The 15,593-nt window shown below is 42.2% G+C and carries 15 protein-coding genes and 1 pseudogene; 15 read left to right on the top strand and 1 reads right to left on the bottom strand.

What is annotated here, in order from left to right; all coding sequences use genetic code 11:
* Positions 1 to 98: 98 nt before the first annotated feature.
* A pseudogene (locus tag HT678_RS01015) lies at positions 99 to 2,215 on the bottom strand (LTA synthase family protein).
* Positions 2,216 to 2,364: 149 nt separating this feature from the next.
* Here HT678_RS01015 and HT678_RS01010 point away from each other — a divergent pair.
* The 15 genes from HT678_RS01010 to HT678_RS00940 all read left to right on the top strand — a co-directional run bounded on the left by HT678_RS01010 (position 2,365) and on the right by HT678_RS00940 (position 15,593).
* On the top strand, positions 2,365 to 3,528 hold the full coding sequence (locus tag HT678_RS01010) for a class I SAM-dependent rRNA methyltransferase (protein ID WP_031233545.1): 1,164 nt from the start codon (positions 2,365 to 2,367) through the stop codon (positions 3,526 to 3,528).
* On the top strand, positions 3,525 to 4,202 hold the full coding sequence (gene aroD / locus HT678_RS01005; protein ID WP_000767767.1) for a type I 3-dehydroquinate dehydratase: 678 nt from the start codon (positions 3,525 to 3,527) through the stop codon (positions 4,200 to 4,202). Before HT678_RS01010 ends, aroD begins: the two co-directional genes overlap by 4 nt.
* Entirely contained in the window at positions 4,192 to 5,046 is an 855-nt protein-coding gene (locus tag HT678_RS01000) for a shikimate dehydrogenase (protein WP_023932792.1), read from the top strand. Before aroD ends, HT678_RS01000 begins: the two co-directional genes overlap by 11 nt.
* Positions 5,047 to 5,064: 18 nt before the next feature.
* Positions 5,065 to 6,132 carry a 3-dehydroquinate synthase gene (gene aroB, locus HT678_RS00995; RefSeq protein WP_000702126.1) on the top strand — a complete coding sequence of 356 codons (1,068 nt, stop codon included), beginning with the start codon at positions 5,065 to 5,067 and terminating at the stop codon, positions 6,130 to 6,132.
* 9 nt (positions 6,133 to 6,141) lie between these two features.
* Positions 6,142 to 7,308 carry a chorismate synthase gene (aroC, locus tag HT678_RS00990; RefSeq protein WP_050207660.1) on the top strand — a complete coding sequence of 389 codons (1,167 nt, stop codon included), beginning with the start codon at positions 6,142 to 6,144 and terminating at the stop codon, positions 7,306 to 7,308.
* Between the two features lie 9 nt (positions 7,309 to 7,317).
* Positions 7,318 to 8,421: a prephenate dehydrogenase gene (locus tag HT678_RS00985; protein ID WP_050111729.1), complete on the top strand. Its 1,104-nt coding sequence runs from the start codon at positions 7,318 to 7,320 to the stop codon at positions 8,419 to 8,421.
* A gap of 10 nt (positions 8,422 to 8,431) precedes the next feature.
* Positions 8,432 to 8,581 (top strand): hypothetical protein, encoded by a 150-nt coding sequence (locus tag HT678_RS00980; protein ID WP_001124152.1) that lies wholly within the window; start codon positions 8,432 to 8,434, stop codon positions 8,579 to 8,581.
* A 156-nt stretch (positions 8,582 to 8,737) separates the two neighbouring features.
* Positions 8,738 to 9,025 (top strand): hypothetical protein, encoded by a 288-nt coding sequence (locus tag HT678_RS00975; protein WP_000421417.1) that lies wholly within the window; start codon positions 8,738 to 8,740, stop codon positions 9,023 to 9,025.
* Between the two features lie 53 nt (positions 9,026 to 9,078).
* Positions 9,079 to 9,417, top strand: coding sequence for a YlbF/YmcA family competence regulator (locus HT678_RS00970; protein ID WP_000065969.1), 339 nt, complete (start codon positions 9,079 to 9,081; stop codon positions 9,415 to 9,417).
* A 90-nt stretch (positions 9,418 to 9,507) separates the two neighbouring features.
* Positions 9,508 to 10,791, top strand: coding sequence for a 3-phosphoshikimate 1-carboxyvinyltransferase (gene aroA, locus HT678_RS00965; protein WP_000769893.1), 1,284 nt, complete (start codon positions 9,508 to 9,510; stop codon positions 10,789 to 10,791).
* Positions 10,784 to 11,260, top strand: coding sequence for a shikimate kinase (locus tag HT678_RS00960; RefSeq protein ID WP_001151365.1), 477 nt, complete (start codon positions 10,784 to 10,786; stop codon positions 11,258 to 11,260). The genes aroA and HT678_RS00960 overlap by 8 nt, the downstream gene beginning before the upstream one ends.
* On the top strand, positions 11,257 to 12,105 hold the full coding sequence (gene pheA, locus HT678_RS00955) for a prephenate dehydratase (RefSeq protein ID WP_000686437.1): 849 nt from the start codon (positions 11,257 to 11,259) through the stop codon (positions 12,103 to 12,105). Before HT678_RS00960 ends, pheA begins: the two co-directional genes overlap by 4 nt.
* Positions 12,102 to 13,376 carry a polyisoprenyl-teichoic acid--peptidoglycan teichoic acid transferase Psr gene (gene psr, locus HT678_RS00950; protein WP_000032344.1) on the top strand — a complete coding sequence of 425 codons (1,275 nt, stop codon included), beginning with the start codon at positions 12,102 to 12,104 and terminating at the stop codon, positions 13,374 to 13,376. The genes pheA and psr overlap by 4 nt, the downstream gene beginning before the upstream one ends.
* A 278-nt stretch (positions 13,377 to 13,654) precedes the next feature.
* Positions 13,655 to 14,500: a phosphorylcholine transferase LicD gene (locus HT678_RS00945; protein WP_078374283.1), complete on the top strand. Its 846-nt coding sequence runs from the start codon at positions 13,655 to 13,657 to the stop codon at positions 14,498 to 14,500.
* On the top strand, positions 14,490 to 15,593 hold the full coding sequence (locus tag HT678_RS00940) for a glycosyltransferase (protein ID WP_078800192.1): 1,104 nt from the start codon (positions 14,490 to 14,492) through the stop codon (positions 15,591 to 15,593). The genes HT678_RS00945 and HT678_RS00940 overlap by 11 nt, the downstream gene beginning before the upstream one ends.

Here is a 15,593-nt window from a genome sequence, read left to right as displayed (position 1 = left end):
CAAAGCAGTGCTTTGAGCAGCCTGCAGATCGCTTCCTAGTTTGCTCTTTGATTTTTGTTGATAAAAAGAAATGCTCCTCCAAGACGGAAGAGCATTTTTTATTGTGATTTTGATTCGGTTTCAGCCGACTCTGGGTGGAGTTCTTGGTAACTTGGTGCCTTGAAAAGGTCAGTACTAGTTTTGCCTTGTCGTTGGCTAAAGAGGCTGGTTGACTGACTTCCTTTTTCTTGCTCAATCTTTTGCAGAATGGGCAAGGAATTGAGGTAAGAAATACTTTCTGTATCAACTTTTCCAAGATGATCTGCTTGGTAGAAACGGATCAAATCGCCAGTTTGAATCTGGTCGCTGATTTTCAGCTGTTGACTAGCTGCTTGACGAACAATTTCTAGTTCAGTCTGAGTTTGTTCATCAAGATTGCTGATTTCAAGACCACTTTCAGTGTAGTAGGTTCGTCCGTCGTAGCTGGTATATTTGGGTGTGACGAAGGAATTGGCAGTTCGAAAGGCAACGATTTCTTGATGGTCTGGAGACAGAAGGTCTTGCCCAACTTGAAGGAAGGAACTGGACTCAATACCAAGGAGGTGTTCGAGAGTCGGTAAGATATCGATTTGTCCACCGTAGGTATTGATGATTTGTCCTTTTTCATAGCCAGGCATGACCACCATAAAAGGCACTCGTTGCAACATGGCATTGTCGTAATTCGACCAGTTCTCAGAAGTCTTGCTAATCAAGGGTGCCAGGTCAGGATTGCGGGAGTTGGAAATACCATAATGGTCTCCGTAAATGACGATGATGGATTTTTCATAGAGGCCACTTTCTTTGAGATAGTCAAAGAAGGCTTTAATGGCACTGTCCAGATAGTTGGCTGTTTGGAAGTAGCCATTGATTGTTTCATCTTTGGTTTTAGCCAGTGGGAAACCAAGCTCATCGCCAGTCAGATTGCTAGCATAGGGATAGTGATTGGACACCGTGATATACTTGGCATAAAAAGGCTGCTGCAAATGCTCCAGATACTGAATAGAATCTTTCATCATGATTTTATCATTTAAACCATATTGGAAAGAATTGCTACTGTCTTGCTTGGTGAAGTAGGATGCATCAAAGAAGTATTGATAGCCCCATTGTTTGTAGGTCGTATTTCGGTTCCAGAAGGTCCCAATATTGCCGTGAAAGACAGCACTGGATTGGTAGCCATTTTTTGATAGGATAAAAGGCGCAGCTTGCTGGGTATTGGTACCTCCATAGTTGACCATAAAGGAACCTTGGTCAAGTCCAAACAAACCAGTCTCCAGCATGGTTTCTGCATCTGAGGTCTTACCAGCCTTGACTTGGTTAAAGATATTCGAAAAGGCTAGGGTTGATTGCGAATGGTAGAGGGAGTTGAGGAAGGGAGTGACTTCATGCTCAGTTCCATCTATGTTGAGTTTATAGTCCAGCAGGAACTGTTGGAAACTCTCCAAGTGGAGATAAATCACATTTTTCCCTTTGGCTAAGCCGAAATAGTCTGGATTAGGTTTAGCCGAATGTTCTTGAATATAATCTGTAATAGGTTGCAGGTCGGTCTCAGAGGCCTTGGCACGTTCCTTGTTGGCACTGTATGATTGGTTGGCACTATAGCCTAAAAAGGCGGGTAAACTAAGGGCGCGAACAACATAATAATTCGAAAATCCTCGCGATAGGAGATCGGGACGCTCAATTTCAGCCAAGAAAAGGTTAGCTGAAAAGAGCAGGGCAGAGAGAGCAGTGATGGCAACACTGGAGCGGAATTTGAAAGGTCTCCTATCCAGCTGGATGAATTTTTATAGAAAAGGAAAGCCAGCAGTGGGAAATCCATAAAATAGATGAAATCCCAAAAGCGCAGTAACTCTAATTCTGCAGTACCAACAGACACCTTGCTGACCACCTTCATGGTATTAGCCGTGATAAAGTCACTAAATTCTCGATAGTAAAAGACGTTGGAATAAAGCCAAATGAATAACAGGCTATAAATAGCTATACTCAGACCATAAAAGATTTTGGTTGACCGAGCATAGAGGGCTAGAGCTAGCAGGAGTAATCCCAAGGGAAGGGGATTGAAAAAGGCGATAAAGGCAAGGTAATTTCCCTGCAACTTGCCCACTTGAATATCTAAATTAAAGTCAACGGCATAGGCTAATAAGGTTTTGAGCCAATAGAGGATTAAAAGGGTTAGGACAAAACCCAGTCTGGTACCCATGGCTTTTTGGATTTTGTTAAAATTAATTCTCACACATTTACTTCCTAAATTTTTATTAGTATTAGTATACCATTTTTTAAAAGAAGAGTAAAAAAGCAAGGGTAGTTTCTTTTTTGAGAATTGGCTAAAAGTTTGATATAATGGTAGTTATGAATAGAATAAGAGTTAGCAAAAGGGTTGAAAAGAAGCTTGCTAAGGGGCTAGTTTTACTAGAAGCCAGTGATCTTGAGAATGTCAATCTTAAGGATCAGGAAGTAGAAGTGCAGGGTCAAGAAGGAACCTTTCTTGGGACTGCCTACCTTTCTCAGCAAAACAAGGGCTTGGGCTGGTTTGTTAGTAAGGACAAGGTGGCCTTCAATCAAGCTTTCTTTGAAATGCTGTTTAGACAAGCCAAAGAAAAGAGAAGCGCCTACTATCAAGATGATTTGACAACTGCCTTTCGTCTCTTCAACCAAGAGGGAGATGGCTTTGGGGGTCTGACAGTGGACCTTTATGGCGACTATGCTGTCTTTTCTTGGTATAACTCTTATGTTTATCAGATTCGTCAGACCATCTCAGAAGCCTTTAGACAGGTTTTTCCTGAGGTTTTAGGGGCCTATGAGAAGATCCGCTTTAAGGGTTTGGACTATGAATCTACCCATGTTTATGGTCAAGAAGCACCTGACTTTTTCACTGTTTTGGAAAATGGTGTCTTGTATCAAGTCTTTATGAATGATGGCTTGATGACAGGGATTTTCCTAGACCAGCACGAGGTTCGTGGTAGCTTGGTGGATGGATTGGCTATGGGTAAATCCTTGCTCAATATGTTTTCTTATACAGCAGCTTTTTCAGTAGCTGCGGCCATGGGAGGAGCAAACCAGACAACTTCGGTTGATTTAGCCAAACGTTCACGAGAATTGTCTCAAGCGCATTTTCAGGCAAATGGAATCAGCACAGACGACCATCGTTTTGTGGTCATGGATGTCTTTGAATATTTCAAGTATGCCAAACGAAAAGGCTTGACCTACGATGTGATTGTCCTAGATCCGCCTAGCTTTGCTCGGAACAAAAAACAAACCTTCTCTGTGGCCAAGGATTATCACAAGTTGATTTCCCAGAGTCTTGAGATTTTAAATCCTGGAGGGATTATCATTGCCAGTACCAATGCTGCCAATGTTTCCCGTCAGAAATTTACAGAACAAATTGATAAAGGCTTTGCAGGAAGAAGTTACCAGATTTTAAATAAATACGGTCTTCCAGCAGACTTCGCCTATAATAAAAAAGATGAAAGTAGTAATTACCTCAAGGTGATTAGTATGAAGGTTAGTAAATGAAATTAATCGTTTCAGTAATGCCAAGAAGTTTAGAGGAGGCCCAGGCTCTGGATGCCACGAGGTACCTGGATGCCGACATCATTGAATGGCGTGCCGACTATCTGCCTAAAGAAGCGATTTTGCAGGTGGCTCCAGCTATTTTTGAAAAATTCGCAGGTCGTGAGTTGGTTTTCACGCTACGAACTCGCTCTGAAGGGGGAGAAATTGACCTTTCTTCAGAAGAATATATCCATTTAATCAAGGAAGTGGTGCAACTCTATCAACCAGACTATATTGATTTTGAGTACTATAGCTACAAGGATGTTTTTGAGGAAATGCTGGACTTCCCAAATCTCGTTTTGAGTTACCACAATTTCCAAGAAACACCTGAAAATATGATGGAAATCTTGTCAGAGTTGACGAGCCTAAATCCAAAACTTGTCAAGGTTGCGGTGATGGCTCATACGGAGCAGGATGTGCTAGACTTGATGAACTATACACGGGGCTTTAAAACTCTCAATCCTGAGCAGGAATATGTAACTATTTCTATGGGTAAGGTGGGCAAGGTTTCTCGTATCACTGCGGATGTGACTGGTTCGAGTTGGTCTTTTGCCAGTCTGGATGAGGCTAGTGCCCCTGGTCAGATTTCTCTAGCTAGCATGAAAAAAATCAGGGAGATTTTGGATGAAGCTTGATGGCTATACACGTTTAGCTGCAGTTGTTGCCAATCCTATTAAACATTCTATTTCTCCCTTCATCCACAATAGGGCCTTTGAGGCGACAGCTACCAATGGTGTTTATGTTGCTTGGGAGATTGAAGCGGGTGATTTGGCAGAAACAGTAGCCAATATTTGTCGCTACCAGATGTTTGGCATCAATCTGTCCATGCCCTATAAGGAGCAGGTGATTCCTTATTTGGACGGGCTGAGCGATGAGGTGCGCTTGATTGGTGCGGTCAATACGGTTGTCAATGAGAATGGGAATTTGATTGGATATAATACAGATGGCAAGGGATTCTTTAAGAGTTTGCCTTCTTTTACAATTACAGGTAAGAAGATGACCCTGCTGGGTGCAGGTGGTGCGGCCAAGTCCATTATAGCGCAAGCCATTTTGGATGGTGTCAGTCAGATTTCGGTCTTTGTTCGTTCCGTTTCTATGGAAAAAACAAGACCTCACCTAGACAAGTTACAGGAGCAGACAGGCTTTAAAGTTGACTTGTATGCTTTAGAAGATGTTTCGGAACTGCAAGCAAGGATTGCCGATTCGGGCTTACTGGTCAATGCGACTAGTGTGGGCATGGATGGTCAATCATCCCCAGTTCCAGAAAACATCAATCTGACAGAGACTCTCTTGGTCGCAGATATCATTTACCAACCCTTTGAAACGCCATTTTTGAAATGGGCTAGAAGTCAGGGCAATCCAGCAGTCAATGGTCTGGGAATGTTGCTCTATCAAGCTGCAGAAGCTTTTCAACTGTGGACAGGCAAGGAAATGCCGACAGAAGAGATTTGGCAGTCTTTAACAGAAAAATACCAATAAAGAAAGGGAGACTCTCCTATGAAAATCAGAATCGATATTCCTCATCATCCTTATGATATTCAGATTGAAAAAGGTTGTCTGGCTCAGGCTGGTCAATGGTTGCGAGAACTATGGCAACCACAAAAAGTGCTCATCGTAACAGACAACCATGTAGCTTCTCTTTATGCTGAGAAGGTCAAACTCAGCCTAGAAGATGCTGGTTTTCAGGTAGCTGTTTTTGACTTTTTAGAAGGGGAAGAAAGAAAGAATTTAACTACTGTTCAGAAAGTATATGAATTTCTAGTTAAGCAGGGGTTGACTCGTAGCGATGGAATCGTGGCTCTCGGCGGTGGTGTCGTTGGGGACCTGGCTGGTTTTGTAGCCTCTACCTATATGCGGGGTATTCACTTTGTTCAGATTCCGACCAGTTTAACTGCCCAGGTGGATTCGTCTATCGGTGGAAAGACAGGCGTTAACACTCCATTTGCTAAGAATATGGTGGGTACCTTTGCCCAACCAGATGGGGTTCTGATTGACCCGCTTGTCCTTGAAACGCTTGGAAAAAGAGAGTTGATTGAAGGGATGGGGGAGGTCATCAAGTATGGCTTGATTGAGGATCCAGAACTGTGGGCTCTTTTGACGGAGCTGGATGGTTCTGTTGAGAGCATTCTGGAACATGCAGAGACCTTGATTGAACATTCTTGTCAGGTCAAGCGCAAGATGGTAGTTGAGGATGAGTTGGACAATGGTGTTCGCCTTTACCTCAATTTTGGCCACACCATTGGTCATGCCATTGAAGCGACGGCTGGGTATGGGAAAGTCATGCATGGTGAAGCTGTTGCCATGGGAATGGTGCAGATTTCCAAGGTGGCTGAGGAAAAAGGCCTTATGCCAGAAGGAATAACTCAGTCCATTACAGCTATGTGTCAGAAATTTGGCTTGCCTGTTGACTATGAAAACTGGGATGTTGACAAGCTTTATCAGGCTTTGACTCATGACAAGAAAGCGCGTGGCAACATCTTGAAATTGGTCTTGGTGCCAGAGCTTGGTTCAGCGACCATTCACCCAGTTTCTCTGGAAGAGATGAAAGACTACTTGGTAAAATAAGGAGAGTGTATGAGATATTTAACTGCAGGAGAATCACACGGGCCCCGTCTGACAGCTATCATTGAAGGAATTCCAGCTGGACTTCCTTTGATAGCTAAGGATATCAATGGGGACCTTAAACGCCGTCAGGGTGGCTATGGTCGTGGTGGTCGTATGAAGATTGAGAGCGACCAAGTTGTCTTTACTTCGGGTGTTCGCCATGGGAAGACGACAGGGGCTCCTATTACCATGGATGTCGTCAATAAGGACCACCAAAAATGGCTGGATATTATGTCTGCGGAAGACATTGAAGATCGCCTTAAAAGTAAACGAAAAATCACCCATCCTCGCCCAGGTCATGCCGACTTAGTTGGGGGTATCAAGTACCGCTTTGATGATTTGCGAAATTCTTTAGAACGTTCATCAGCTCGTGAAACCACCATGCGGGTGGCAGTTGGGGCAGTAGCTAAACGCCTCTTGGCTGAGCTGGATATGGAGATTGCCAACCATGTCGTTGTCTTTGGTGGCAAGGAAATCAATGTTCCTGAGAATCTCACAGTTGCTGAGATTAAGGAAAGAGCTGCCCAGTCTGAAGTTTCTATTGTCAACCAAGAAAGAGAACAGGAAATCAAGGATTATATTGACCAAATCAAACGTGACGGTGATACCATCGGTGGGGTTGTGGAGACAGTCGTTGGAGGTGTTCCAGTTGGTCTTGGTTCCTATGTCCAATGGGACAGAAAATTAGATGCCAGACTTGCCCAAGCAGTTGTCTCTATCAATGCCTTTAAAGGGGTGGAATTTGGTCTTGGCTTTGAAGCTGGTTACCGTAAAGGTAGCCAGGTCATGGATGAAATTCTCTGGTCTAAAGAAGATGGTTATACTCGCCGCACCAATAATCTAGGTGGCTTTGAAGGTGGTATGACCAATGGGCAACCCATCGTTGTTCGTGGCGTCATGAAACCCATTCCTACTCTTTATAAACCTCTTATGAGTGTGGATATCGAAACCCACGAACCTTATAAGGCAACTGTGGAAAGAAGTGATCCGACCGCCCTTCCAGCTGCAGGAGTGGTTATGGAAGCTGTTGTGGCAACGGTTTTGGCACAAGAAATCCTCGAAAAATTCTCATCAGATAATCTTGAGGAACTAAAAGAAGCGGTGACCAAACACCGAGACTATACAAAGAACTATTAAGGAGTTCCTATGGCAAAAACAATCTATATCGCAGGTCTTGGTTTGATTGGTGCCTCTATGGCCCTTGGTATCAAACGCAATCATCCAGATTATGAAATTTTAGGTTATAATCGCAGTCAAGCTTCGAGAGATATCGCCTTGAAAGAAGGCATGATTGACCGTGCAACGGATGATTTTGCCAGTTTTGCTCCTTTGGCAGATATCATCATTCTCAGCTTGCCAATAAAGCAAACCATTTCCTTTATTAAGGAGTTGGCCAACTTGGACTTGAAAGAAGGCGTTATTATTTCAGATGCTGGTTCGACCAAGTCAGCCATTGTGGATGCGGCGGAGCAATATTTGGCTGGCAAACCTGTTCGCTTTGTCGGAGCCCATCCTATGGCTGGTAGTCACAAGACAGGGGCTGCTTCTGCGGATGTCAATCTTTTTGAAAATGCCTATTATATCTTCACGCCTTCGAGTCTGACAGGTCAGGATACGCTTGAGGAAATGAAGGATCTGCTTTCAGGTCTTCATGCGCGCTTTATCGAGATTGATGCCAAGGAGCATGACCGTGTCACTTCTCAGATTAGCCATTTTCCTCATATTCTGGCTTCTAGTCTCATGGAACAGACCGCGGTTTATGCTCAAGAACATGAGATGGCAAGGCGCTTTGCGGCAGGTGGTTTTCGAGATATGACTCGGATTGCGGAAAGCGAGCCGGGAATGTGGACCTCCATTCTCTTGTCCAATCGTGAGACAATCCTAGAGAGAATTGAGGATTTTAAGGAACGTTTGGATGAGGTTGGTCAGGCTATCAGCAAGGGAGATGAAAACCAAATCTGGAACTTTTTCAACCAAGCGCGTGAGCAACGTCAGGCTATGGAAATCCATAAGCGTGGTGGAGTGGATAGCTCTTATGACCTCTATGTCGACGTTCCCGATGAAGAAGATGTCATCCTGCGGATTTTGGAATTGCTGCGAGGAACTTCCTTGGTTAACATCCACATCAACGAGGAAAACCGTGAGGATATTCACGGGATCCTACAAATTTCATTTAAAAACGCTCAAGACTTGGAAAGAGCCGAGCACCTCATAACAGAAAATACCGACTACACAGTCGTTGTCAAATAAGGAGAAAATTATGCCTAAAATAGAGCTTAAATTCATATTTGGTGTTATCTTTATTTCTTTTATCTTACTTAGAGCTTACGCTGTTAAAAAAGATGTGAAAACTACTTCAGAAGCCAGTGTTGAGACAAAAAATGAACCATCCAACAAGGAAATAAGTTAAGAGAAAACCAATTCAAAGTATGTAGACGATAGAATTATTAATGAGTTTATCAATAGCTATAATCAAAATTCTAATAGCCCATTAGAAAATATCAAAAAAGGAAATATAAAAATAAAATATAAAAGTAAATATTTCGCATCAAGCTACGGATACTACTTGGAGCTTTTACATGCAAATGATACTGATAAAATCAATGTAACAATAAATCAGACAAATGAAAATAGTGAATCTGGTGTTGCAGGAATGAAAGAAGTATTTCATGATATTGTTAAATCGATTGAATCATCCTTATCTGATGATGAGATAGAGAACTATTTTGATAATCTTATGTCAAATGAAATAAAAACAGGTTCTAATTTAGGAACTTTGAAGATAGAGTATATACCAGATAAGGAATTAAGCAATGGACATTCAAGAGGTCATATAAAAGTGATTGCACAATAATAAAGACCACAGAGTGACTAGTAATTTAAAAAGAAATGAATAAGGAGAAAATCATGTCAAATATTTACGATAGTGCAAACGAACTCAGTCGCGGTCTACGCGAATTACCAGAATACAAGGCTGTTAAAGCAGCTAAAGATGCGATTGCAGCAGATGCTGAGGCAAGTAAAATCTTTACAGAATATGTTGCCTTCCAAGAAGAAATTCAAAGACTAGCCCAGACAGGGCAAATGCCAGACGCATCCTTCCAAGCGAAAATGGAAGGCTTTGGTAAACAGATTCAAGGGAACAGCCTCTTGTCAGAATTCTTTACCAAGCAACAACAATTGGCCATTTACCTTTCTGACATTGAAAAAATTGTTTTCGAACCAGTTTCAGAATTGCTAAAATAAGAAAAGAACTATCCTAAAGTCAGAATTTTTAAGGAATTTCTGGCTTTTTATGATAAAATAGGTAAAAGTATTGCAAGTATGAGGTCCAGTATGAAACTAAAAACAAACATTCGCCACTTACATGGCAGTATCCGCGTTCCAGGTGACAAGTCTATCAGCCACCGTTCCATTATCTTTGGAAGTTTGGCTGAGGGTGAGACCAAGGTTTATGATATTCTGCGAGGTGAAGACGTTCTTTCGACCATGCAGGTTTTTCGTGACCTTGGTGTTGAAATTGAGGACAAAGATGGGGTTATTACCATTCAAGGTGTGGGTATGGAAGGCTTAAAAGCTCCGCAAAATGCCCTTGATATGGGAAATTCTGGTACCTCGATTCGCCTGATTTCAGGTGTCCTTGCAGGTGCAGATTTTGAAGTAGAAATGTTTGGAGACGACAGTCTTTCCAAACGTCCTATGGATCGTGTGACGATTCCTCTGAAAAAAATGGGCGTTAGCATTTCGGGACAAACTGAGCGAGACCTGCCTCCTCTTCACTTAAAAGGGACGAAAACCCTAAGACCTATTCAGTATGAGTTGCCAATTGCCTCTGCCCAAGTCAAGTCAGCCTTGATCTTTGCGGCCTTGCAGGCTCAGGGGGAGTCAGTGATTATCGAAAAAGAGTGCACCCGTAATCATACTGAAGATATGTTGCAACAATTTGGTGGCCATTTAAGTGTGGAGGGCAAGAAAATCACAGTCCAAGGGCCACAAAAATTGACAGGACAGAAGGTGGTCGTACCAGGAGATATTTCCAGTGCAGCCTTTTGGTTAGTCGCAGGTTTGATTGTTCCAAACTCTCGTCTAGTGCTGCAGAATGTGGGTATCAACGAAACGCGCACCGGTATTATTGATGTCATTCGCGCCATGGGTGGAAAATTGGAAATGACTGAAATTGACCCAGTCGCTAAATCTGCTACCTTGACTGTTGAGTCTTCAGACTTGAAAGGAACAGAGATTGGCGGTGCCTTGATTCCACGTTTGATTGATGAATTGCCCATTATCGCTCTACTTGCGACCCAAGCCCAAGGTGTAACAGTTATCAAGGATGCTGAGGAACTTAAGGTCAAGGAAACAGACCGCATTCAGGTGGTGGCAGACGCCCTGAATAGTATGGGAGCAGATATCACACCTACAGCAGATGGAATGATTATCAAAGGAAAATCCGCTCTTTACGGTGCTAGAGTCAATACGTTTGGAGACCACCGAATTGGCATGATGACAGCCATCGCAGCTCTCTTGGTTGCAGATGGAGAAGTGGAACTTGATCGGGCAGAAGCCATCAATACCAGCTATCCTAGCTTCTTTGATGATTTGGAGAACTTGACTCATGGCTAAGGTGTTACTAGGCTTTATGGGTGCTGGCAAATCGACTATTGCAAGAGGTTTAGACCCAGACTACCTTGATATGGATGCTCTGATAGAGAAGCGTTTAGGTATGTCCATTGCGGAATTTTTCGCGGAAAAGGGCGAAGCGGCCTTTCGTCAGGTAGAGTCAGAAGTCCTAGCTAATTTACTACAAACAGACCAAGTCGTGTCAACTGGAGGAGGAGTGGTTATTTCTCAGAGAAATCGTGACTTACTCAAGACTAATACAGATAACATCTACCTGAAAGCAGATTTTGAAACCCTCTACCAACGTATCGCAGCTGATAAGGATAATCAGCGCCCGCTTTTTCTAAATAATAGCAAGGAAGAACTTGCAGCTATTTTCCAAGAAAGACAGGTTTGGTATGAGGAAGTGGCTAGTCGGATTTTGGATGTGACCAAGCTAAGTCCGGAGGAAATTATAGAGGAACTAAGATGAAAATTGCTTATCTAGGTCCCAAGGGATCATTTTCACACCATGTTGTGCAGACAGCTTTTCCTAATGAGGAATTGCAGGCTTTTGCCAACATTACAGATGTCATCAAGGCTTATGAGCAAGGATTAGTGGACTATTCTGTGGTGCCAGTTGAAAACTCTATTGAGGGTAGTGTTCATGAAACCTTGGACTATCTTTTTCATCAGGCTCACATCCAAGCAGTAGCAGAAATCGTTCAGCCTATTCATCAGCAGTTGATGGTGGTTCCAGGCCATACTAAGATTGAAAAGATTTTTTCACATCCACAGGCCTTGGCTCAAGGAAAGAAATTCATCGATGAACAATATCCAGAGGCTCAAATCGAGGTAACAGCTAGTACAGCTTATGCGGCCCGTTTTATTTCCGAACATCCAGACCAGCCCTTTGCAGCAGTTGCACCTAGAAGTTCTGCTGAAGAATATGGATTGGAACTGATTGCCGAGGATATTCAGGAAATGGAAGCCAATTTCACACGTTTCTGGGTTCTAGGAGCTGAAAAGCCTTCTATTCCCTTGCAAGCACAAACTGAAAAGATGAGTTTGGCCTTGACATTACCTGACAACCTTCCAGGTGCACTTTATAAGGCCCTGTCGACCTTTGCTTGGCGAGGAATTGACTTGACAAAAATTGAAAGTCGTCCACTCAAGACAGCACTGGGTGAATACTTTTTCATTATCGATGTGGATTATACCGATAAGGACTTGGTCCACTTTGCCCAAAAAGAATTAGAAGCGATTGGAATCCAGTATAAAATTCTGGGTGCCTATCCTATTTATCCAATATCAGACCATGGAAAGGAGAGAAGATGAGTAAAGAAAATCCCTTAAGTCATCATGAGCAGTTGCGTTATGATTATTTGCTAAAAAATATTCATTATCTCAATGAGAGAGAAAAAAATGAGTTTGCCTATTTGCAAGAAAAGCTAACTCTTGCTAGGGGAAATAGTAGCTCTAGCTTGGAACAAGAAAGAGAAGAGCAGGTTGACTTACCAAGCTATGCGAACCGGAGTCGCTCACAATCCAAATCACAAGCACTCTCTTTCCCTCCAAAAAAGAAAAGACGGAAGCTCCGTCTTAAACGAATTTTTATGGTGATTTTTTCACTTTTGGTCTGTGTGGCTTTGGCCATGGTATTCATGTTTTTGCGTGGTTACCAAGATGCTAGCGCAAAGAAAACTGCTGATGCTAAGGCAGCACAGGTTCAAGTCTTTAATGGTCAGGACACTAGAGATGGAGTTAATATTTTGATCATGGGGACAGACGGTCGAATCGGTCAAAATAGTGTTGAGACACGAACTGACTCTATTATGGTATTAAATGTCGGGGGCTCAGATAAGAAAATGAAGCTAGTCAGTTTCATGCGTGATAATTTGGTCTATATAGATGGTTATAGTCAAGTGATTAATGGTAGAAAACAGACAGATAACAAGTTAAACGTAGCCTACGAGTTAGGAGAACAAGAGGGGCAAAAAGGGGCAGAAATGGTTCGCCAAGTCTTGAAAGATAATTTTGACTTGGACATTAAGTACTACGCCTTGGTTGATTTCCAGGCCTTTGCCACAGCGATTGACACGCTTTTCCCTGATGGGGTGACGATTGATGCTCAATTTTCAACATTGAATGGGCGTCCCCTAACAGAAGCTACAGTCGGAGATGATTTATATGCTACCGAGACTGAGTCTCCAACCCAAACCATTAAAGTCGGAAAACAGCAGATGAATGGCTCGACCCTGCTCAATTATGCTCGTTTCCGTGATGATGATGAGGCGGATTACGGCCGTACAAAAAGACAGCAACAAGTTTTAACAGCAATTTTAGAGCAAATTAAAGATCCCACTAAACTTTTCACTGGTTCTGAAGCTCTTGGAAAGGTTTTTGCTATGACCTCAACCAACGTACCCTATACTTTCCTCCTAACAAACGGTTTATCTGTTTTGGATGGAGCAAAAAATGGTATTGAAAAATTGACGATTCCAGAACTGGGTGACTGGGTAGATGCCTATGATGTTTATGGAGGCTTGGGCTTGCTGGTTGATCAAAACAAATATCAAACCAAGCTCGCTCAAATGGGCTTGAGATAAGATAATACTCAATGAAAATTAAAGTGCAAACTAGGAAGCTAGCCGCAGGCTGCTAAAAACACAGTTTTGAGGTTGTAGATAAGACTGACGAAGTCAGTTACCTATACCTACGGCAAGGTGAAGCTGACGTGGTTTGAAGAGATTTTCGAAGAGTATAAGACAGAAAAATCAAAGTTTGATAGCTATTTGGATAGCAGTCAGGCTTTGATTTTTTACAGTCTGCAATAGATTTTCACCCCTTGTTTGTGGTATAATGAAACGATACGATAGAAAGAATAATGAACAATATGACTGATTTAAAAGCAATTCAGGCTCGTAGTCTGGAGATGGCTGAATATTTTGTGGCCTTTTGTAAAGAACATGATTTGCTCTGTTATCTCTGTGGCGGAGGCGCTATTGGTACCCTTCGAAACAAGGGATTTATTCCTTGGGACGACGACCTAGACTTTTTTATGCCTCGTAAAGATTATGAGAAATTAGCAGAATTATGGCCTCGTTATGCAGATGAACGTTATTTCTTGTCAAAGAGTTACAAGGATTTTGTTGATCGTAATCTTTTTATTACCATTCGTGACAAGGAAACCACCTGTATCAAGCCTTATCAGCAGGATTTGGATTTGCCACATGGTCTGGCCTTGGATGTTTTGCCTTTGGATTATTATCCGAAAGATCCAGCTGAGCGGAAAAAACAGGTTCGTTGGGCCTTGATTTATTCACTCTTTTGTGCGCAAACTATTCCAGAAAAGCATGGTGCTCTCATGAAATGGGGAAGTCGCATTTTACTGGGTTTGACTCCAAAATCTCTCCGTTATCGCATCTGGAAAAAAGCTGAGAAAGAAATGACTAAGTATGATTTGGCTGAGAGCGATGGAATCACGGAACTATGCTCAGGTCCTGGCTACATGAGAAACAAGTACCTAATCGAATCTTTTGAAGATAATCTTTTCTTGCCATTTGAAGGAACAGAGATGCCTATTCCAGTTGGCTATGATGCTTATCTCAGCACTGCTTTTGGAGATTATATGACGCCTCCGCCAGCAGACAAGCAGCTACCGCATCATGATGCTGTCATCGCTGATATGGATAAGTCTTATACAGAATACAAGGGAGAATATGGTGGCTAAGAAAAAAATCTTATTTTTTATGTGGTCTTTTTCTCTCGGAGGCGGTGCAGAAAAGATTCTGTCTACCATTGTTTCAAATCTGGATCCAGAAAAGTATGATATTGATATTCTTGAAATGGAGCACTTTGACAAGGGATACGAATCTGTTCCCAAGCATGTAGGCATTTTAAAATCTCTTCAAGATTATCGCCAAGCTAGATGGTTACGAGCTTTTTTGTGGAGAATGAGAATTTATTTTCCAAGGCTGACTCGTCGCTTGCTTGTAAAAGATGACTATGATGTTGAAGTTTCCTTTACCATTATGAATCCACCACTGTTGTTCTCTAAAAGAAAAGAAGTCAAGAAAATCTCTTGGATTCATGGAAGTATCGAAGAATTTCTTAAGGATAGCTCCAAAAGAGAATCACATAGACGCCAGTTGGATGCTGCGAATACCATTGTAGGAATTTCAAAAAAGACCAGCAATTCTATCAAGGAAGTCTATCCAGATTATGCTTCTAAATTACAGACAGTCTACAATGGATATGATTTTAAGACTATTTTAGAAAAATCTCAAGAGAAGATCGATATCGAGATTGCTCCTCAAAGTATCTGTACCATCGGACGGATTGAGGAAAATAAGGGTTCTGACCGTGTGGTGGAAGTGATACGGTTATTGCACCAAGAGGGGAAAAACTATCATCTCTATTTTATCGGGGCTGGTGATATGGAAGAGGAACTGAAAAAACGAGTTAAAGAGTATGAGCTTGAAGACTATGTGCATTTCCTTGGTTATCAAAAAAATCCATACCAGTATTTGTCTCAGATGAAGATCCTCTTGTCTATGTCTAAACAAGAAGGTTTTCCTGGTGTTTATGTGGAATCCTTGAGCCTTGGAATCCCTTTTGTCTCTACGGATGTCGGAGGGGCTGAGGAATTATCCCAAGAAGGACGATTTGGACAAATCATTGAGAGCAATCAAGAGGCAGCTAAGGCAATTACGAACTACATGACCTCTACCTCAAACTTCGATGTCAATGAGGCTAGCCAATTCATTCAACAATTTACAATTGCCAAACAAATCGAACAAGTAGAAAAACTATTAGAGGAGTAG

The organism is Streptococcus sp. 3167, from assembly GCF_013277175.1.
Classification (GTDB): domain Bacteria; phylum Bacillota; class Bacilli; order Lactobacillales; family Streptococcaceae; genus Streptococcus; species Streptococcus pseudopneumoniae.
The sequence above is the reverse complement of the archived record's forward strand: the minus strand, read 5'-3'. Positions and strand labels throughout refer to the sequence as shown.

What these genes read in the sequence shown, in the direction of transcription:
- HT678_RS00945 (WP_078374283.1), top strand. Translation starts at nt 13,655, where the DNA reads ATGAACAATATGACTGATTTAAAAGCAATTCAGGCTCGTAGTCTGGAG.
- aroA (WP_000769893.1), top strand. Translation starts at nt 9,508, where the DNA reads ATGAAACTAAAAACAAACATTCGCCACTTACATGGCAGTATCCGCGTT.
- aroD (WP_000767767.1), top strand. Translation starts at nt 3,525, where the DNA reads ATGAAATTAATCGTTTCAGTAATGCCAAGAAGTTTAGAGGAGGCCCAG.
- HT678_RS00985 (WP_050111729.1), top strand. Translation starts at nt 7,318, where the DNA reads ATGGCAAAAACAATCTATATCGCAGGTCTTGGTTTGATTGGTGCCTCT.
- pheA (WP_000686437.1), top strand. Translation starts at nt 11,257, where the DNA reads ATGAAAATTGCTTATCTAGGTCCCAAGGGATCATTTTCACACCATGTT.
- aroC (WP_050207660.1), top strand. Translation starts at nt 6,142, where the DNA reads ATGAGATATTTAACTGCAGGAGAATCACACGGGCCCCGTCTGACAGCT.
- HT678_RS00970 (WP_000065969.1), top strand. Translation starts at nt 9,079, where the DNA reads ATGTCAAATATTTACGATAGTGCAAACGAACTCAGTCGCGGTCTACGC.
- HT678_RS01000 (WP_023932792.1), top strand. Translation starts at nt 4,192, where the DNA reads ATGAAGCTTGATGGCTATACACGTTTAGCTGCAGTTGTTGCCAATCCT.
- aroB (WP_000702126.1), top strand. Translation starts at nt 5,065, where the DNA reads ATGAAAATCAGAATCGATATTCCTCATCATCCTTATGATATTCAGATT.
- HT678_RS00960 (WP_001151365.1), top strand. Translation starts at nt 10,784, where the DNA reads ATGGCTAAGGTGTTACTAGGCTTTATGGGTGCTGGCAAATCGACTATT.
- HT678_RS01010 (WP_031233545.1), top strand. Translation starts at nt 2,365, where the DNA reads ATGAATAGAATAAGAGTTAGCAAAAGGGTTGAAAAGAAGCTTGCTAAG.
- HT678_RS00940 (WP_078800192.1), top strand. Translation starts at nt 14,490, where the DNA reads ATGGTGGCTAAGAAAAAAATCTTATTTTTTATGTGGTCTTTTTCTCTC.
- HT678_RS00980 (WP_001124152.1), top strand. Translation starts at nt 8,432, where the DNA reads ATGCCTAAAATAGAGCTTAAATTCATATTTGGTGTTATCTTTATTTCT.
- psr (WP_000032344.1), top strand. Translation starts at nt 12,102, where the DNA reads ATGAGTAAAGAAAATCCCTTAAGTCATCATGAGCAGTTGCGTTATGAT.